Origin of the sequence: Flectobacillus rivi, from assembly GCF_030056655.1 — a bacterium.
Taxonomy (GTDB): domain Bacteria; phylum Bacteroidota; class Bacteroidia; order Cytophagales; family Spirosomataceae; genus Flectobacillus; species Flectobacillus rivi.
Genome location: NZ_JASHIE010000013.1, coordinates 31,503 through 51,177 on the forward strand (window position 1 = coordinate 31,503; position 19,675 = coordinate 51,177).

At 35.4% G+C, this 19,675-nt stretch carries 19 protein-coding genes; 8 read left to right on the forward strand and 11 right to left on the reverse strand.

The features are described 5' to 3' along the window. Positions 1-51: 51 nt before the first annotated feature. The 3 genes from QM481_RS17965 to QM481_RS17975 form a co-directional block, all read right to left on the reverse strand. A complete protein-coding gene (locus tag QM481_RS17965; protein WP_283382741.1) occupies positions 52-534 on the reverse strand; it encodes a hypothetical protein in 483 nt (160 codons plus the stop codon). Then, positions 521-1,714 (reverse strand): AAA family ATPase, encoded by a 1,194-nt coding sequence (locus tag QM481_RS17970; RefSeq protein ID WP_283382742.1) that lies wholly within the window; start codon positions 1,712-1,714, stop codon positions 521-523. The genes QM481_RS17965 and QM481_RS17970 overlap by 14 nt, the downstream gene beginning before the upstream one ends. A 456-nt stretch (positions 1,715-2,170) precedes the next feature. Beyond that, complete coding sequence (locus QM481_RS17975; RefSeq protein WP_283382743.1) at positions 2,171-3,454, reverse strand: ATP-binding protein; 1,284 nt, start codon at positions 3,452-3,454, stop codon at positions 2,171-2,173. A 212-nt stretch (positions 3,455-3,666) separates the two neighbouring features. Here QM481_RS17975 and QM481_RS17980 point away from each other — a divergent pair, with 212 nt between their 5' ends. From QM481_RS17980 to QM481_RS18010, 7 genes are all read left to right on the forward strand, one after another. Beyond that, positions 3,667-4,227: a Crp/Fnr family transcriptional regulator gene (locus QM481_RS17980; protein ID WP_283382744.1), complete on the forward strand. Its 561-nt coding sequence runs from the start codon at positions 3,667-3,669 to the stop codon at positions 4,225-4,227. 279 nt (positions 4,228-4,506) lie between these two features. Next, the gene (locus QM481_RS17985) at positions 4,507-5,178 is read left to right on the forward strand and encodes a type 1 glutamine amidotransferase domain-containing protein (RefSeq protein WP_283382745.1); all 672 of its coding nucleotides are present in this window, start codon (positions 4,507-4,509) and stop codon (positions 5,176-5,178) included. 83 nt (positions 5,179-5,261) lie between these two features. After that, on the forward strand, positions 5,262-5,561 hold the full coding sequence (locus QM481_RS17990; protein WP_283382746.1) for a putative quinol monooxygenase: 300 nt from the start codon (positions 5,262-5,264) through the stop codon (positions 5,559-5,561). A 37-nt stretch (positions 5,562-5,598) separates the two neighbouring features. Next, on the forward strand, positions 5,599-6,351 hold the full coding sequence (locus QM481_RS17995) for a putative quinol monooxygenase (protein ID WP_283382747.1): 753 nt from the start codon (positions 5,599-5,601) through the stop codon (positions 6,349-6,351). A 50-nt stretch (positions 6,352-6,401) separates the two neighbouring features. Then, complete coding sequence (locus QM481_RS18000) at positions 6,402-7,226, forward strand: DJ-1/PfpI/YhbO family deglycase/protease (protein WP_283382748.1); 825 nt, start codon at positions 6,402-6,404, stop codon at positions 7,224-7,226. 172 nt (positions 7,227-7,398) lie between these two features. Continuing rightward, the gene (locus QM481_RS18005; RefSeq protein WP_283382749.1) at positions 7,399-9,033 is read left to right on the forward strand and encodes a sensor histidine kinase; all 1,635 of its coding nucleotides are present in this window, start codon (positions 7,399-7,401) and stop codon (positions 9,031-9,033) included. Further along, positions 9,030-9,776 carry a LytR/AlgR family response regulator transcription factor gene (locus QM481_RS18010; protein ID WP_283382750.1) on the forward strand — a complete coding sequence of 249 codons (747 nt, stop codon included), beginning with the start codon at positions 9,030-9,032 and terminating at the stop codon, positions 9,774-9,776. The genes QM481_RS18005 and QM481_RS18010 overlap by 4 nt, the downstream gene beginning before the upstream one ends. A 62-nt stretch (positions 9,777-9,838) precedes the next feature. Here QM481_RS18010 and QM481_RS18015 read toward each other — a convergent pair whose 3' ends face one another. Then, entirely contained in the window at positions 9,839-10,363 is a 525-nt protein-coding gene (locus tag QM481_RS18015; protein WP_283382751.1) for a hypothetical protein, read from the reverse strand. Positions 10,364-10,621: 258 nt separating this feature from the next. Here QM481_RS18015 and QM481_RS18020 point away from each other — a divergent pair, with 258 nt between their 5' ends. After that, positions 10,622-11,251: a 3-keto-disaccharide hydrolase gene (locus tag QM481_RS18020; RefSeq protein WP_283382752.1), complete on the forward strand. Its 630-nt coding sequence runs from the start codon at positions 10,622-10,624 to the stop codon at positions 11,249-11,251. A 68-nt stretch (positions 11,252-11,319) separates the two neighbouring features. Here the strand turns inward: QM481_RS18020 and QM481_RS18025 are convergent, their stop codons facing one another. The 7 genes from QM481_RS18025 to QM481_RS18055 form a co-directional block, all read right to left on the reverse strand. Beyond that, positions 11,320-12,495 (reverse strand): DUF3179 domain-containing (seleno)protein, encoded by a 1,176-nt coding sequence (locus QM481_RS18025; RefSeq protein WP_283382753.1) that lies wholly within the window; start codon positions 12,493-12,495, stop codon positions 11,320-11,322. Positions 12,496-12,621: 126 nt separating this feature from the next. Beyond that, the gene (locus tag QM481_RS18030) at positions 12,622-13,242 is read right to left on the reverse strand and encodes a carboxymuconolactone decarboxylase family protein (protein WP_283382754.1); all 621 of its coding nucleotides are present in this window, start codon (positions 13,240-13,242) and stop codon (positions 12,622-12,624) included. Between the two features lie 35 nt (positions 13,243-13,277). After that, the gene (locus QM481_RS18035; protein ID WP_283382755.1) at positions 13,278-14,501 is read right to left on the reverse strand and encodes an MFS transporter; all 1,224 of its coding nucleotides are present in this window, start codon (positions 14,499-14,501) and stop codon (positions 13,278-13,280) included. 27 nt (positions 14,502-14,528) lie between these two features. After that, entirely contained in the window at positions 14,529-17,294 is a 2,766-nt protein-coding gene (locus QM481_RS18040) for a TonB-dependent receptor (RefSeq protein WP_283382756.1), read from the reverse strand. A gap of 11 nt (positions 17,295-17,305) precedes the next feature. Further along, a complete protein-coding gene (locus tag QM481_RS18045) occupies positions 17,306-17,872 on the reverse strand; it encodes a carboxymuconolactone decarboxylase family protein (protein WP_283382757.1) in 567 nt (188 codons plus the stop codon). A 209-nt stretch (positions 17,873-18,081) separates the two neighbouring features. After that, entirely contained in the window at positions 18,082-18,624 is a 543-nt protein-coding gene (locus tag QM481_RS18050) for a carboxymuconolactone decarboxylase family protein (RefSeq protein WP_283382758.1), read from the reverse strand. Positions 18,625-18,705: 81 nt separating this feature from the next. Next, positions 18,706-19,257, reverse strand: coding sequence for a hypothetical protein (locus QM481_RS18055; protein ID WP_283370595.1), 552 nt, complete (start codon positions 19,255-19,257; stop codon positions 18,706-18,708). Between the last annotated feature and the right edge of the window lie 418 nt (positions 19,258-19,675).

Here is a 19,675-nt window from a genome sequence, read left to right on the forward strand (position 1 = left end):
TTAAATATGAGTATTTGTAAGATCAGGGATAAAGCCACGATGATATATTTCTTATTTCACGATTAAGCTTGCTACAGGTGTTAAACCATTTTGAGCTAAACGTCGATTTTGTGGAGAGTTTTTTAAAATATGATTTCCATTTGATTGTACCCAAACAAATACTTGTTCCTTTGCTTTCAGTTTATTCAATTCAGGAGCTTTATGAATAAGCCAATCTTTTAACCATTCTAATTTTTTCAATACTACACTTACCTCTCCGGTATAAGCACCGTGTACCTCTACAAAATACGCTTTATCATTGTAACCAAAAACATAGTCCCAACGATTATCTTGTGGATAGATAGCTTGCGTGCAAGCATCTATATCCACGCTTCCATTACATTTACTTGTATCACCTAATTGAACTTTATTGCTATAATTGCCAAGCGCTTTTAGTCCAACTTGATATCCTTTGTTGATTTCAGGAGTACTTTCAACAGCATTTTTAAATGGGTTAGATGTTGCTGAATGAGTTTTAGATTTAGAATGTTTCATTTGCTACAGATTTAGAAACTATATTAGAAGCTTTTGATGCAAAAGAGGATAGCCCACCCCATTCCGAAATAGCAATGTCTTCTGCCCCAGCATCTAAAGATGAAATATCTTTTACGGATGTTTTATTTCCTACTCTATCAAAATAATAAGTTTTTAACTGCTTATTTTTCAATAAACCTTTGAATAAACGACTGAATGCTGGTGTTTTCTTTACCTTAAATAATTCAAAGAAAACTTCATCCCTTGCTTTAGTTTCTTTTAGTAAATTAAATGCCCAAGTAAATTCTAATAGTACAGGAGAATGTGTAGAAATAATCACCTTGTAATCACGAGCAAGTAAATCTAGTACCTGCAAGATTACAGATTCTATTGCTTGAGGATGTAAACCCATCTCTGGTTCTTCTATAATTACACACTTAATAGCATCTTTACGAGTGACTTTTGAAGGAGGGCATAACCAATAAAAACTTAGCAAAAGGGGCATAAATTCCTTTTGCCCTGCACTCCACGCCATGAATGGAATACTTGAGGGCGGGAGTCCGTCATGATTGTCAATACTAAGTTTTAATCTCTTCTTGACAGATTTATCAAGTACAATTTTACTATCGTGAAAAATACTTTCGTTAAAAGAATCTCGCAGTGATTCCTTTAGTCGCTGTGTTTGTGGGAAGATTATATCATTTTTAGTGTTAGTAGAAAGTATTCCGTTTTCTAAAAGTTGACGTAATGTTTCACTAAAATATCTTAAAACATAAGGAACAGAATCTTCATAATCAGTAAAAAAACGAGGCCATCCATTATTGAGACAAATGACTCTTTGCGCTGGAATATAAAAAATTAGTTCTTCTTTGTTTTCATTTTTTTCTTTTCTTCCTCTTTGCGGAATCAGACTTTCTTTTGTAAATGGTTTTCCTTCAAAAATAATGTCTGTTTGTTTATTCCAAATAGATGACATTCCTTCTCCTAGAAACCTATCTAAAATTAAATCTGCTTCATTCCCCCAAATATAACCATACTGTTCGAGTGTTTTTTTAATATGGTTTTTATCTACAACAAGTTTAATTAGTTGGAGTAAAATACTTTTACCACTTGCCTGCGAGCCAACAAGTATAGTTAAATCTCCAAAATTAATATTTGCTTCTTGAATTGGTCCTAATGAACTTATCTTAATATTATTCATAATTAATGTTTTGTAAAATTAAAGTAAAAATTATATTAACGATTTGATTGTAATAATATAATCTTTAGTTATGAATTTATCCTAAATTTTTGAGAGACAGTTATCTAAATTCATTTTAATCTGTAGTTTCATAATTGAATTGTGTAAGATTTACATAAATATTAAGGTGTTTGAAAAAACTATAATAAAAAGAATCCTGTAAAAATAGCCCATAAACATATTCAATATGATAGTTAATTGCTTAAATTTCTACATTTTTTGATTAACCGTATGGTAGATGAATTATCTAATTTTAAGTCTTTTGCAACACGATTGTTATATCCGTTAGGTTCGCACGTTCAATAGTAAGTTGTTTTGACCAACCCCAAAAAGTAGAATGTAGAACTTTATTGACTCGATATAGGTCTGATATATGCTTCTTAACCTCTCAAATTACCATTTTAGAGTAATGAGTTTTTACAAATTATTTACCGTATACAAGGGCATATTAGTCATCCAGTCTTGTACTCGATGATTGTTCATTGAAAACCGAAGGTTTTGTTGTGTTTGGAATTTGTCGACGAACACCTTCAGACTTTTTGATTTGAGGTTTTCTTCAGCTTTTACTTCTATTGGAATAATTGTTTGTTCTTTTTGAATCATAAAATCTATTTCAGCTGTAGCATTTGGCGCAGACCAGTAATAAATTTCATGTTTGATTTTCAATTGCTGGGCTACAAACTGCTCAGTTAGAGCACCTTTAAATTCTGTCAGAATACTGTTTTTCTCTAACAATATTTTGGGAGAAATGCCCGCCATGGCATTGAGCAAACCCACATCTAGACAAAATAACTTGAAAATATCAATGTCTGAATAAGCGCTGAGTGGGATATTGGGCTTTTCAACAATGTTTACTTTCAACACTAAACCTGCATCCGTGAGCCATCTGATAGCCGTTTCAAAGTCTTTTGCCCTTGAGCCTTTCTTGATTTGTCCGTAAATAAATTTCCGATTTTCTTTGGCTAATTGACTAATTAAGTGACTCCAAACCAATCGGATTCTTGGGACAGTTTCGATAGGAGCGTATTTAGCAAAGTCGTTTTCATATCCTAGTAGAATTTTGTTTTGAATCTCTCGGACTTGATATAAATCTTGAAATTGGATATAGTTGGCAATCGCTTCGGGCATGCCACCTATGAAATAATAGCGTCGCAGTAAATCGACTAGTTTATCGTGAAAAGTATCTATGATAGCCCAATTTTCGGCTTCAAGTTGTGCTAAGAGTAGTTGTTGCCCCGTATTTTCTAGAAACTCGGCAAAGCTCATGGGATACATTTGTAAGAAATCTACCTTCCCAACAGGAAAAGAAGTACTTTTTTGTAAGGAAACACCCAAAAGTGACCCTGCTGCGATGATAAAATATTTTGGAGCTTGTTCATAGAAGTACTTCAATGCCGTAAGACCTTTTTCTGCCTCTTGAATTTCATCAAAAATGAGTAAACATTTGTCTGCCTGAATTTTGTAGCCTACTTCAATTTCAATTGTGGTAATAATGCGCTGTATATCAAAATCGACTGAGAATAGGCTTTTTAGTCTTTCGCTACTCTCAAAGTTTAGATAAACCGTATGTTCAAACTCCTGTTTTCCAAAGTCTTTCATCAACCAAGTTTTACCTACTTGTCTTGCTCCTTGCAAAATAAGAGGTTTACGATTGGATGAATTTTTCCAATGAACTAGATCTTTATAAAGGCTTCTTAGCATTTTTTCAATTGATTTTTTGTGTAAAAATACATTTTTTCAAATGAATAAATGAATATTAATACATTTTTGTAAATGAAAAAATATTTAGAATAGATTAAAACTGTTTTCTATTAATTAGATAAGCAAGTAATAGGATAATCTAAAATAATAACATTGTATTAGCCGCATTAGTGTAGTGATACTTTATATTTGCAAAGGAGAACCTACAAGTCATGGAAAAACTACGAACACATATTCGACATATTTCTCCCATCAATGATGAGGAGTTTGAAGAAATCAAAACGCATTTTACGGTCAAAAAAGTTAGAAAAGGCCAATATCTTCTCAGCGAAGGCGACGAGGTAAAACACGAGTACTTTGTGCTATCGGGGATTTATAAAGTCTTTTATATTGACGGACAAGAGAAAGAGTATATTTTACAATTTGCACAAGAAAATTGGTGGATGTCTGATTATCCATCTTTCTTCAAACAGAAAGATGCAACTATGTACATAGAATGTTTAGTAGAAGGAGAAGTGTTGTGCCTAACCTTGCAAAATAGAGAAAAGCTCTCAACCACTTTTCATAAAATGGAGCATTTTTTCAGGGTTAAACTAACCAATGGCTATGTGGCACTACAATTAAGAATCAAGCTTTTATTGTCGGGAACGCCTCAACAGCGTTATGAAGAATTTGCAAGACTATACCCCAACCTCATGCAACAAATACCTAAAAAATTAATCGCAGAGTTTTTGGGCGTAAGCCGAGAAACTCTCAGTCGTTTGTATCAATAATGAGCGGCTACTTCCAGTTTAACTGTAATACTTACAGTCAATATTTTCCAAGTTAGCAATTTTATTCGTCACAAAATGCCCTGCGTACTGTCACTAAAACGACTGTCCACAGGGCATTTTGTGTGATTTGAATCACACCAACAAAGTGATTTACTTCCTTCTATTTGGGGGCATCTACCTAGTAATTTTACATCAGAAATCAGAACAAAATCAATACAGAGCGCTCAAGATGATGTTCTTTTTAAAAAACAAGATGTAACAATTAAACTATTTAAAGTCATGGAAACTAAAGTATTAATCATCGCTTCAAATGCCAATGCCATTGGCCCTAACAATAGAAGGACAGGTACATTTTTACCTGAAATAGCTCACCCTTATGCCGAATTTAAAAGAGCTGGCTACCAGATTGATTTTGCCACATTAACAGGCGACACTCCATACTTGGATGCTTTATTTTTAGCCGACGACCCTGATAATTTGGCTTTCTTAGTAGGTGATGGTTGGGCTAAAATGCAAAAAGCCACAAAATTATCAGACGTTGATGTAAGCCAATATGCTGCAATTTTCGTTCCTGGAGGTTTAGCACCAATGGTAGATATGGTTGAAGAACCTTTATTGAAAAAAGTAATTGCCGAAACTTATGAACGTGGTGCAGTCGTAGGTGCTGTGTGTCATGGACCAGTTTCGTTATTGAATGTAAAATTAAGCGATGGAAGCTACTTGGTAAACGGTAAAAATATTGCTTCGTTTACCACAGCAGAAGAAGATAATTATGCTCGCCCAGATGTGTCTTTCGACCTTCAAACAGCACTAACTGAACAAGGAGCTATCTTCCATGCTGCCGAACCTTGGTCAGCCAATAGTATCGCCGACGGTCAAATTGTAACTGGTCAAAATCCAGCTTCCGCCAAAGGTGTTGCCGAAAAAATGATTGCTATTTTGGCTGCCTAATTTTTTTCCTTTCTCTAATGATTTAAACGAGAACAAGGACTATTCTCCACATCTTATTTTCAAACAAATAACATTGTACAGACATGAACTCAAATGTGATTTTTGTATTCGCTAAATGGCAGGTTTCAGAAAACCAATTGCCAAATGTATTAGAACTTTTAAATGAAGTTGCCATAAAAAGTAGAGCCGAGCAAGGGAATGTGTTTTACAATATTCATCAAAGTCAAACAGAGCCAAATACCCTGATATTAGCAGAAGCGTATAATGATGAGAGTGCATTAAATGAACATAGAAATTCAGCGCATTTTCAAAGCATAGTTGTCAACAAAATTGTACCTATTTTGGCAAATAGAGAGGTTTACTTAACCAACCAAATCTTGTAAAAAGGTATATTATCATAGTAAGAAAGGTATTCGAACAATGAAAACACTACACAATATATCTAGCCAAGTAAAAATTCTTGTGTTGATGACTTGTACTTTTTTGACTTTTAATCACATTATTTTGGGGCAAAAACTAAATCAAAAAAGTGGAGAAATAGCTAAAATAACTCGATTTCAAGTTAAGCAAGAATACGTTGAGCAGTTCAAAAACCAGATAAATGATTATGTCAAACTATCACTTTCAAAGGATGCTAACATCATGGCAGAAGGATATTTTGAAGAAACAGCTCCAAACACGTTGTGGTTATTTGAAAGATGGAAATCAAGGGAGGCTTTTGAGAAAGCTAGTAACAGTAAGGAAGGTATCTCTGAATTATCAAAAAAGGCTTTAATTGAATCAATAAGAGAGATTTTTGTAAAAGACCTTGAGCCGATTTCAAAAAATCAGTGGCGAAAGACTAGTAGTTTAAGTGACAAACAATTGACTATTATACTTTTTGTTGATGCAAAAATAGGTTCAGCGTCCAAGTTTAAGAAGGTTTATCATCAGGCAATGCCAAAGTTTCGGAGCGAAGCTGGCGTAGTAAACTATCAATTATCGCAACTGGAGAGCGACAAATCTCAATTTGTAACTTTTGAAAAATTTAGAAGTAAAGAGGCATTTCAATATCATCTAAATTTTCCGCCCATTCAACCTGTAATAGATTTCTTAAATACTAGTATTAAAAAACAACCATTTCAAGACGGACTTCATACTCTTATTGAATTTACTCCATTAACTCGTCAATAATTCAAGGTTATATCCGAATAAAATTTATTCACAAAAATATTTTAACAACAATGAAAACTACGTATCAACTCCTCGTTGCAAGTCTGTTTACGCTACTTGCAGTATCAAATACTATTGCTCAAACCAAACAAAATACTAAAACAATGAACACAAATCAATCAAATGAGTTAGCGATAATCAATAAATTATCCACTCAATCTGCTGTTGTAAATATGCCAGTTAGTCAATTATTGAATGCACCAGGAAATGAAGATTTAAGAGACTTCTTCTTCACACCTGTCAAAAATAAAATGGCTTTGAGAGGGAAAAAAATTGCCGTACTCGTAGCCGACGGATTTGAAGAAATAGAGTTAACTGGTCCAGTTTGGTACTTTAAAGAACTCGGTGCAGAGGTAGAAATTGTTGCTCCAAAATATAATCCAGCTCCAGAAAGATTCGGCCTTTCTTATCCTGAAATGTCAAAAACGCATGTCATGGCCATTCAATATATTCAACCCGTAGGCTGGATAAAATTTGACAAAACAGCAGACCAGATAAAAGTATCTGATTATGATACCGTATTCATTCCGGGAGGCGCATGGAATCCAGATAATTTACGCAATGACAAAGACGTGATTAAGTTTATTCAGGATTTCAATAAATCAGGAAAACTCATCGCCGCTATCTGTCATGCGCCTGTTGTATTGGCTTCAGCAGATATTTTAAAAGGAAGAAAACTAACAGGTTACTGGAATATTCAAATTGATTTAAAGAACGCTGGCGGAAATGTAATCGAAGCTCCTGTCGTAACAGATGGAAATCTAATTACCAGCAGACATCCTATCGATGTAGCTGATTTTTCAAGAGCTGTTGAAAGTTGGTTGATTAATAAGTAAGGTGGATTGAAAATTCTAATTGAAGGCATGAAGAAAATCTTGAGAGTTGAGATTTTTCAGAATATCAGCTCCCAGGATACAAACTCACAGAAATTCATGTTACATTCACATTGGAAGCCAAAATCTAGTTTGAATGATAGATTTTTGAGACTCAAACTTAAAAATCAACACCATGTCTACAAAATGTTTATTTCTATTCGTCCTATTGTCGTTACCTATTTTTGTCAAAGCTCAAATCAATTGGGGAGATTATTCTCAAAGTTTTCCAAGTGAAGTACAACATAAAAAGGATGCTTTGGGTATTATTTTGGCTATTCGGAAGGAGAATAATTCTTATTGGAGTGTTCGTGAAAAAAGCGACTATTATTTTAAGCTACTAGCAGATTCGTCCTTTATAAAGGTACGCCCCAAAGAATTAATTGCTCGTACTATTTTTGATACTTCGAGTGCACACTTTTTTCTACATGCGGTCAATAAACTCAATGCTCACTTATATGAATTTAGAATTCTGGAATATCCAAGCAATAGGATTGTTGAGCCTTGGCAAAGTATTACCAAGTTTACAGATTCGACTTTGATAAAACAATCAGGGTTTCCTGAGATGGCTTATTTGGGTGGGTATAAAGCGGGATTTGGCAAGATGTTGATCGCTGATGTGAGAAAAAAGAATCAGGCTACTATATTGGCTACCAGTATGATTTCATGGGAATCTATTTATCCTACTGTTTCTAGTGTTCACACTTCAAAAGACTTGGAAGTTTTTTTACAAAAACTGCAATTCCCATGGGCTAATACAGCAGAAGGGCAGACGATGTCCCAACCAATAAATAGCCTTAAATTGTCACCTGATAATAATAATCTGGTGTTCGTTTTGAATGCGGAAATAACCTCAAAATATCAGATTCAATATCAGTTACTACTTGATAATCAAATTGTTAGTGATTGGCATGAAAATGAGTATAACAATAGTTTTATTTGGTTAAAAGATTTTTCGCCAGGATTGTACCGTATCAAAATGAGATATGCCATACAACCTTCAAATATTTCAGAGTACACATTTGAGGTAGAACCTGCTTGGTATCAGACTGTTTGGTTTAAGCTTGCTACAATGATAGCCAGTTTGGGATTATTAGGATTCTGCATTTTTGCCTATTTACTTTTCCAACAAAAGCAGAAAACTACGAATGAGATTGCCAAGAAGCAGAAGTTACAACTAGAATTAAAAGCATTGTACGCACAACTTAATCCACATTTTCTCTTTAACTGTTTGAGTTCTATACAAGGGCTTATTAATCAGCAAGATTTTAGGGGGGCTAATGAATACCTGACGGATTTTGCTCAATTGATTCGAGGTGTGCTTACCAATAATGCTAAGGAGGAAACACCACTTCAACAGGAAATACAAACCTTGGAGACCTATCTAAAATTAGAGAAGCTGCGATTTGGTTTTTCTTACAGTATCGAAATTGACGAGAATATTGACCTTTCAGCTATTAGTATTCCATCCTTACTATGGCAACCATTAGTAGAAAATGCTGTTAAGCATGGAGTAGCAACATTGGAAGCATCGGGGCGTATCAAGATATGTTTCAATAAATTTGATGATTCTTTAATAGTCGTTATCATTGATAATGGAAAAGGATTTAATGCCTTAAAATTGCAATCTGGACTAGGTTTAAGACTGACTCAGGAACGTATAGAGAGGTTAAATGAATTACAAAATGGGCAACCGATAGAACTTACTTTTAATTCCAACTTTGAGCATGGTACAGAAATAATCTTAACATTTACTCACTGGTTTTTATGAAAGCGATATTAATAGATGACGAGTCTCATAACCTTACTAATTTACAAGTTTTGCTAAATACCTATTGTCCTCAGGTAGAAGTATGTGCGCTAGCTCATAGTGCAGAACAAGGAAAAATTGCCGTAAATACCTATTCGCCAGATTTGATATTCTTAGATATTCAAATGCCAGAAAAGGATGGTTTTGATTTTCTACGTAGCTTAAATTTCTATGATTTTGAGGTGATTTTTGTAACAGCCTTTGATTACTATGCCATACAAGCTATGCGCTTTGCAGCAGTAGATTATCTATTAAAGCCCATCAATATCAAAGAGTTAGTAGAAGCGGTGAATCGTGGGTTCAAGCAACATCAATTAAAAAGTCAAAGTAAACAAGTTGAATATTTGATGGATTGGTTTAAGGTTCAGTCACAAAAAGAAGAACAGCGAATAGCCCTTTCGACAGTCGAAGAAACGAGGTTTGCAAAGGTGAGTGAAATTATCCGCTGTGAATCTTCAAATAATTACACAACTTTCTTTTTGACGGATTCTTCTAAGCTATTAGTTAGCAAACCAATTTATGAATACGATGAACTTTTGTGTGGTTACGGCTTTATCCGATGCCATCAATCTCATCTAATCAATAAGTCATTCATCAAAAGTTGGCTTAAAGAATGGGGAGATTTTTTATTGTTGACCAATGGAACTCAAATTCCTATTTCTCGCGGTAAGAAACAGTTAGTGAAAGAGGCATTGAAGATGTAACAAACTTGTAAAACATACGCCTGTTTATCAAGAAAATCAATCTTAATAAACAGGCTTTTGGGTTATTTTACCCTTTTAAAGTACATTTTGCCTTCAACAGCTGTAAACATACTTTGACTCAATTTAAGTGCGTAACTATCATCAGGATTTTTACTGTTCTTATACCATTTGATTAGTTTAACTTTATCGAAAGATAAAATTAGGGCATATTTATCAAGTACATAATCAAAGTAAAAGTTTGAATTAAATTTGTCTTCTTCTCCCAAATAAATAAGCTTAAGTTCATTGTTCTGAATAAGGTATGTTCCTTTTATTTTATTATGATTGAGACTACCACGGAATGGGTTTATCCAACCATCAGCAGTGAAGGTTTTATCTTCTTTAAACTCATAAAAAAATTCTTCTTTGGAAAGAGTGTCTATCTTCTCACTTTTTCCAGAAAATGTAGCTCCTATGATATATCTTGATATTTGCCACTTTCCATGAATACTTGTCTGAGCTTTTAGATTGATAGTAATAGATAACAATAGGAGTAATAGGGTAAAGACTCTTTTACTTGTTTGGGTCGTTTGTTCTACAGAAAACATTGTTCGGGGTTTTGTTTAAAATACTTTTAGAGCTGTAAATATATTACATTGTTATAAAATAAAAGCAAAATTAAAATAGATTACATTTTCGTAAAATACCAAGCATTGTCAAATATTTTAAAGTTAGATAATTACTATATATTTCCATTACCCCACAGACACCCACACAACTATTTTTGATAGAGATACCCAAATAGTATTTGTACTTTAGCGTTGTAAAAAACAACTTATCCCAAAAGGACTATAAAAACTATACACATGAAAAAACTATCATTCATTATTTGTTTGTTGATGTCGGTACAAATTGCTTTTTCTCAGAAGAAAGAAAAAGGCTGGGTATCACTTTTTGACGGAAAATCTTTTACTGGCTGGCGTGTCAATGAGGAGAATCCCAAGACTTTCTCTATCGAAGATGGTACTATAAAAGTGGCTGGCGAACGTACTCACTTGTTTTACGAAGGACCTGTTGGTAATCATGATTTCAAGAACTTTGAACTAAAAATCAAGGCAAAAACATTGCCTGGCTCTAATTCAGGGATTTTTATCCATACTGGTTATCAGGCTTCTGGATGGCCTGAAAAAGGTTATGAAGTACAGGTAAATCAAACTCATACTGACTGGCGCAAAACGGGTAGCTTGTATGGCGTAAATGATGTAAAGGAAAACTTAGCGAAGGACGACGAGTGGTATGAGTACCACATTATTGTGAAAGATAAGAGAGTCATTATCAAGATCAACGACAAACTGGCGGTGGATTATACAGAACCTGAAACACTTCCAGAAGATCGTGGTAAGAAAAGACTTAGCTCTGGTACTATTGCTTTACAAGGTCATGATCCTAAAAGTGTAGCTTATTTTAAAGATATTAGAATTAAGCTTTTAAAGTAATTAATGATTTACACAGGTAATTTTATCATTCCAAGCTGGCGAACTGATTCGCCAGCTTGGAATGATATTTATTGCATCACTAAAGTATTGGGTTGAAAAGTTTTCCAAGAATGCCAAAACTCTTGATAGGCTTCAATTTTAGGTAATGATGAACCTTCATATTTGCCAGCAATACATTTTCCATCCATATTCCACACTGCATCAGATTGACTGTCAATCAATTGATTATTCTTCAATACTAATTTTAATGGACCAAACGGACTTTCACTTTTGAATGCATGAAAGCTTTTTTTATCATTTTCTAATACCACTACTATATTTGATTTCTCTAACGTATCATAAATTATTTGGTCTTTTACTAATTGATTCCAATCATAAGCTTTAGCTGTTTTTCCCATAAGAATGCCAATCACCCAAGATTTTGGCTTCCAAGAAAGAGAGTCACGAGTGGTTAGATTACTTTTACCCTTACCAGAATCATAATTTTTCAAACCTGCATATTGTTCCTTAAATTCTGGGTCAGGTTGCATCACTAGGGAATTTGGATGTATCTGTAACCAAGCTGAAAGACTCATTTGCTCGGAGGATACACTTGGTAAATTAAGTCCTTTGAGTTTTCCCGTAATTGCTTCTCCTGTAGCTTGTTGCCACCACGAACCCGTTGTTTGGTCTTCGAACATAGCATTGAAATGATCCATTCCCACTAATCTAAACTGTTCGAATTTTCCATTGACAAATGGCAGATACACTCTACCTGTGCGACATACTGTACAATAAGTAATCATCATAGGAGTACCTCCAACTGTATCAATAACTTGGTGATGATAACCAATGAGTTGGATAGGATAGGCCTTTGCTTGTCCATTATGCACAACCCCTATCACCAATTTATCTTTAGCAATTTTACTATCTTTTCCATTAGTAAAAGTCTTATTTTTAGGTTGATAAAACATGTGGTCAGCAGTGAGCTGAAAATTAAACATATATATTACCCCTAGCCAAAGTAAGGTAAAGCCTCCCAAAACGAACTTTGTTAGTTTTGAACCATTGCTAAAGCTTTTCCATAAAGGATAAATCAAAATGAGTAATCCAATGGCACGAAAATATCCTATGTATTGATGAATAAAATAGGCAAGGTCAATCGTATCAGCCTGTTGACTCCCAGGGAATGGCATAATAAAGTAAACCTTTAGTATTTCGCTGAGAAATAAAATGAGGAATCCAATGATAAGTGATAATCTCATAATGGTCTGGAATATAGATGGTTAATATACTGTAATGTAGGGTTTTTCTGTAAAATAATAATGTACTCAGTGTTTAAAATTTACTAACTATCCATCTCAATAGATAAAGTGCCTAGGAGTTATCACTTAACTTTTTTGAATATAGGACATAGGATTAAAGTTGGCGTATCCTTCATCTCGAATTCTTGGTCCTCTGTCGAGATAGGCACTTGCTTCTTGTGGAGCCCATGTTCCTAAACCGTCCACATATCGATTAAATAAGCAAAAGGCTGCTGCAATGAGTACGGTATCATGAATTTCTTTATCAGTTGCCCCTAATGCTTTGGCTGAATCAATGTGTTCTTTCGTTACATTTTTTCCACCTTTTTGAACGGCTCCTGCAATCGTCAAAAGAGATTTCATTTTATCCGAAATAGGAGCATTAAGCATATCTTTTTTTACCTGATTAATCAAACTGCCATCGTCTTCAAGGTAGCATTGTGCCGCTGAGCCATGTACCATTTGACAAAATGTACAATTATTTAGAGAGGAAACGTAAGTTGCAATTAGCTCTCGCTCTCCTTGAGAAAGCGTATTATTGGGACTTCTGAGTAAAATTTCTGCTAGCGCATTGAGGGGCTTTGCCGTTTCAGGACTAAATGCCATGAGACCTCTTATGCCCGGTAATTGTTCTTCAGAAGGTATGTTGATATATGCCATTTTTCTTTGAGTTAAATGATTTTGAAAAGAAGCGAGTCTATAACGCATGATAGACTCGCTCTAGGTTCACATCCAGTCCATTATTACAATATTTTCGAATCACTCACCAAGCTTTTGGTTCTTAAAAGCATGATAAATGCTAATACAAACGCAAGGGAAAATGTCATAAGAGATTGCCCTAGGCCTCCTAAAACTGACACCAAACTTCCTACAAAAAATACGGCTGTAGCGGTAAAAAATCTTCCGATATTAAAGCATAGCCCCGTTGCGAACCCTCTGACTTGCGCAGGGAAAAGCGCAGGGATAAAGCTCGAAAGCGCTCCTTGGCTAATACCAAAAAAGAGAGATAATAGCGCCGTTTCGACATAAACCAATCCACTGAAGGTATGATTCGTCAAAAACAATAGCATACACACACTGCTACATCCCAAGAAAGTTGCTAGTAGCGTTTTCTTGAATCCAAATGACTTTATCAGAAAACCAGAAAGTGTACCACCGATAATTCCGCCAACACCCAAAAGCATCATGACAATACCTCTTTCTTGTTGACCTTTTTGACCATTGCTCAATAAACCTTGTACCCATGTAGGCAACCAAGAGAAAATTCCCCAAAGTCCAATAAGTACCGCACCGAAAATAAGAATTCCAGTCCAGAGGTTTTTATGGTAATCGATGGATTCTATTGGAGTAGCACTCTTGGCTTTTCCTTGCGACTTTTGCCATTCTGGTGATTCTGGTAAAAAAACAAACATCAAAATAGCGATACCAATTGGGATAAGACCAATCCAAAAAGCTTGATGCCAATAAGGAAATAAAATGGTGATTCCGCCTGAGAGTACGATTCCCAAAGGAAACGAAACCGCCAAAATGCCCAAAATGACAGGTCGATTTTTTTCTGGCCAAATTTCAGAGATATAGACAGTAGTCAATAATAAAATACCTCCAACACCAACACCTGAGATAAAGCGTAAGGCAAGAAGAACGTACCAGTCTTTAACAAAAACAATAAATACGGTTCCCAAACCACAAAGTGCTGTTACGATACTCAAGCTAGGAATTCGACCAATTTTATCGCTGGCAAAACCCATGCTTAAGCCACCGCACATCCAACCGTATAGAAATATTGCATTGATATAAGCGCCATATTCTGAGAGCTTTTGCTCGTTGAGTAATCTATTAAGTAAATCTGGCAACGCAACAGGCAAATAGGATGACATCATGGTAGAAATACAGCCCCCTAATAAATAACTCAGCATACAAAGTGTAAATGCCAACTTAACCTTGGTTGTGTGAACAGTTGATTGCATAAAATTATAAGGTTGTTTTAGCACTTATTATCTTAAAAATTCATCAAAATTGAGGCTGATATAATACATTCCTCCAACGGCTGGTGAGCCGTAAGCTTGCACTACATATTGATTGGTCAAGTTGGCAGCACCCAGTTTGATTTTTGTTTTAAGTGAAGGAACGGTATAGCTTACCTGCGCATCTAATAAATTGTAAGCTCCTATTCTTCCAGGTCTCAACTCTGTAAATGTTCCGTACCAATCGAATGCAGTTTGCCAGTGCCATGCCACGCTAAAACCTAATTTGTCAGTAAGTTTTGGATTAGAAAACGTTACATTGCTCTTCCAAGTTGGCGTATTGAAAGCAGGAATATTGTTTGGATTAGCATCCATTATATTAAAATCTATCCAAGTTGCATTGCCATGTAATTGGTAGTTTTTAGGTAAAGCCCAAGTCAAGCCAGCTGTAACTCCTTGAATAGACACTTTATCTGCGGCGTTAGTATACAATTGAAACGCTTTGATATTTCCATTCAAAATATCTGCTGCAGCTGCTGGGTTTACACTTCCGTCTGGTAATGTTACTGGGCTATTTGGTCTAATTACTACAGAGTTGATGATGAAATCTTTGTATTGACTGTAATAGTAGTTAATGTCAAAAAGTAATTTTGAAGTCAATAATCCTTTATAGCCTACTTCAATACTTTGAACACGTTCTGGTTTGATATATGGCACATTTGATTTTACCAGTTTGTCCTTATTGTTGGCTAAAGCAGTAGGGAAAGGAACGCCTTTTTGCATATCAGCACCAAAGCCACTACCAAATGCTCCTACAGAAGCAGCTGTGTAAGAATTTTCGTAAACATTCATTCCTTGCGAGTTGATAGGAGCACCTCCCAAAATCAAAATTGGACCTACGTCAAGCTTAATATATTGGTCGCTAATAGTAGGGTTTCTGAAACCAGTTTGATACGAAGCTCTAAAATTATGTCTTTCAGTTGGGGAAAATACCGCTGATGCTCTTGGCGTAAATTGACCATCAAAGTTTTGGTTTTTGTCATATCTTCCTGATAATGTTACTTTTAACTTATCTTGGAAAAGACTTTTTGAAGCTTGAGTAAATAAACCAAATTCATCATTTGTAAGGTTTTTGCCTTTGTCGTCAAATAAAGTACCTTCTGTATCGAGATAGTATTTTCTGTAGTTTCCTCCAACTTGCAAATTGAAAACTTTTACCATTGAACTAAAATCATAAAGCCCTTCTATGTGTTTTAAGCTACAATTACTTTTGATTCCAGCCCCTGAAAGCCCTGTCGTTTGAATCAAACGGCTTCGTGCTTCGTCAAAAGCCGTTGTGCCTGGGAGTAGTCTACCTTGGTCGGCAAAAGCTCTCGCCTGTGTTTGGTTTTGCGCTGTCACTCCGCTAATGGTACCGTTGAAAGCCGCTGCATAACGCTGAAACCAAGTGGCATCTGCTTTGTCGGGCGTCACAATATTTCCACTCAAATCGCGGACCCAAGTACGGTTGATTTGTTGACCAAGCGAACGTGTATTGTAGGAATTATTCGAAATTTCTTGGTTGGAATACGCTCTTATGTAAAACTGACTTCCTTTTAGTTCGATACGATGCTGGATGAACTGGAAATCATTGATAACGAATCTGTTACTTCCTGTGTACTGAGCTGTTCCTTGATTAAAATTCATTTGGTAAATGGCCTCAAGGTTATCATTAATGCGATAATGCAAAGCACCATTCAGTTTAAGGCTATACACACCATAAGTAGCCAAATCTTTTTCTTCATAACCTGTTCTTGAAACTCTACCAATATTAGGTAAGGTTTGAGCCACTTCATCACCATAAATATTCAAGGCATTACGACCTGGGTTGTTTGCTCCACGACTCGCTGCTGGCGTATTGGGGTCTATATCTGTATAATCATTGGCATACCAATCGGTACCTCTGAGATAAGAAGCATTGATTTTGAAGGCAAATTTGTTATTAAAAACCTTTGCATATCTCAAAGCCAAGTCGCTCATGGGTTTTGCGCCTAATCCTGTTCCGTCACCCACGTGATTGAGACCAAATTTCGTCTGAATGCTAAGCCCTTGAAAATCAAAAGGGTTTTTGGTGCGTGTATTCAACAAGCCATTAAAAGCAATTGGACCATAAAGAGCAGATGCCGCACCAGCAATTAATTCAGCGCTTTCTACGTCCAAATCATGTGGACCAAATAGATTTCCCATCGCAAAACCTAACCCTGCTGGTTGGTTGTCGATACCGTCGACTAATTGCAAAAATCTTCCATTTCCTGTACTATTAAATCCTCTGGTATTGATTTGTTTGTAAGTAAGACTACTCGTAACCATATCCAAGGATTTGATATTTTGTAGACCATCGTAGTAATTGGCTGATGGTGTTTGCTGAACTTGTCGAATATCCATTTTTTCGATACTGACAGGCGAACGCAAAATGCGTTCTTCAACACGTGAAGCTGTTACTACAACGGGATCTAACTCTGAATTAGCTGAAGAAAGTGAAATATCAATAGCCTGATTATTAGTAACATCAACAGTTTTGGCTTCGTAACCAATCATTGTAACCACAATAGAGGCAGGAGTTTTTAGCGATATACTAAAGCTACCATTAGTGTTGGTTTGCGTACCTGCAAGTTTTCCTTTAACTCTGATAGAAACTCCTTGAATAGGTTTTTGCGTTTGGGCATCTGTGATTTTTCCCGTTACTGTAGCTACTTGTGCTATTGTTTGAGTAATAATGCTGATAAAAATGAATATAGATAATATATGTTTTTTCATGTCGATTCAATTTAAGATTTTTTTAAATGGTCATAACCTTGAGGTAAACGTTGGTAGCCATGATTGACAATTCGTTCGCCTAATTGCTGATAAAAACCACTTTGTGGGTCGGGAGTAAAAGTTGCCATACCGTCTACATATCGATTGTAGAGACAGAATAATGCTGCAATCAATACGGTATCATGAATTTCTGCATCAGTAGCACCGAAAGACTTTGCTAGTTCAACTGACTCTGGGGTAACAGCTTTTCCATTGATTTGTACAAGAGAGGCTATTTTTAATAAAGCCTTCATTTTATCACTAACAGCCATCTGATCGATGTCTTGTTTCATGATTTCACAGGTTTCTGTTTCGCCAAGTAGTAAATCTGTAGCAGCAGTATGTGCATTGGTACAAAATATACATCCGTTGCGATAAGACACAATGGTAGTAATAAGCTCTCTTTCGCCTTGCGATAAAGTATTGTCGCCTCGAAGTAACAGTTGCGTTAAATCACGAATGGGTTGAGCCGTTTCTTGGCTATATTCTAATAAGCCAGTAATGCCTGGCAAATGTTCTGGTAAAGATATATGGGGCATAATCGTAATTTCTGTTGGGGATAGACAAAAAAATAACTCGTTGATAAATAGATATTTAATCAACAAATCTTAAGTTGAGACAATGCGTTTCTATTCACAGGGTTTTATGCTGTAAGTAGAAAATGAATGAGATCATAGGACTGTGGTCCACTAATCAACTATCTATTTTGATGAATGATTTATACTCTCAAATAGATCTTTACAGCAGATTATCGTGGTCGGTTATATCCTAAGAATGCCATTTTTTGACCCATTTCCAAATAATCCTCATTAGCTTGTGGAGCCCAGGTTCCTAACCCATCTACATAACGGTTGAACATACAAAAAGCCGCCGCAATTAAGACTGTATCGTGCAGTTCACTGTCGCTTGCACCTGCTTCACGAGCTATGGCGATATCCTCTGGTAAAACGTGCTTACCACCTTTTTGCACTTTTCCTGCAATGTCTAATAATGCTCTTAATTTTGGAGAAATGGGCGTTTCAACGAAGTTTTTCTTGATGTCGTCCATGACACTAATGTCACAACCTAAGTGAGCAACTGCCGCTGCTGCGTGTGAAGTATGACAAAAATGACAGTTGTTGAGATAAGATACATGTGCCGCAATAAGCTCCCTTTCGCCACTTGTAAGAGTCGACTCACTTCTTAGTAAGACCTCTGCAAGATTGAGTAAAGGCTGTGCGGTTGTTTTGTTATAATCCAAAAGACCTGAAATTCCTGGGAGATTTGGATTTGGTAAAGTAATATGTGACATAACTTTGCTTCAGTTAATAAATAATTGGACAATACAATATCAGCCTAACGTAAATAACAATACGTAAGGAAGATCATTACATTAAACTGAAGCTAACTCGGGAGGCATAAAAACCCCTGAAGAATATAGATGAGCGTATAGATAAGAGTAGTAGAACAGACTTGGCTTTTTGCTTTCGATGAAATGAAGATATTTGTTTTCCAGACTTACTTGTTGAGGTAAGTAGTTAGATGATAAATGTTTACATAAGTCTAAAGCCTTTTTCAAAGGCGAACTTTTCTCTGAGTGATTATCAGAAAATTGTTGGCTAAGCTCTTCAGATATAGATTGATATTTTTGTTTGGCTTTATGGTTGGTCTTAATTTTGGTATAAAGCGTATCGTTTGAATAGTGTTGTTCAATAATATTGTAAAACTCACCCTGATATTCAATTAAACCCTCATGAGAAGTAATATTGGAAAAATCGCTACTGTAGGGCAGAGCAATAGGCATTTTGATTTCTAGCCATTCATCATTTTGAGTAATTGGAGTAGCTTTTTGAATCGACTTGTCAAAACATAGCAAAACAATGCCAGTGCTAAACATATTGTATAGCAACAAACAGAGAAATGAAATGCTGACGATTTTTTTCAAAGGATATAGTTGAGGTTTTTTCTTCTTAAAACAAAAATAAATATTTATTTCATACAATATACTAATAAACAAGCGAAACTTTCATGATTTTCCATCAACAGACCAATTAATTCGCCCACTGATGGAAAAGTGCTAGTCAAAGAAGCTATTTTGACCAGATATTATATGTTGTTTATAAATATAGATTTCAAAAATCAACTATTTCGGATTGCGGATATGGGATTAGTAGTGTACGAAAGTTTGGCTTTTTCATTAAAATATAATTGGTGTAGCTGCAACCCTTGCGGTTGCCACATTCAACATGACAACCGCAAGGGTTGTAGCTACATTAAAAATTCTAATGATAATAAAGCTTCTCAACAAAATAGAATCCTTCTTACAGCCTTAATACGGGATTGGTGATTTAGGATATATAGTA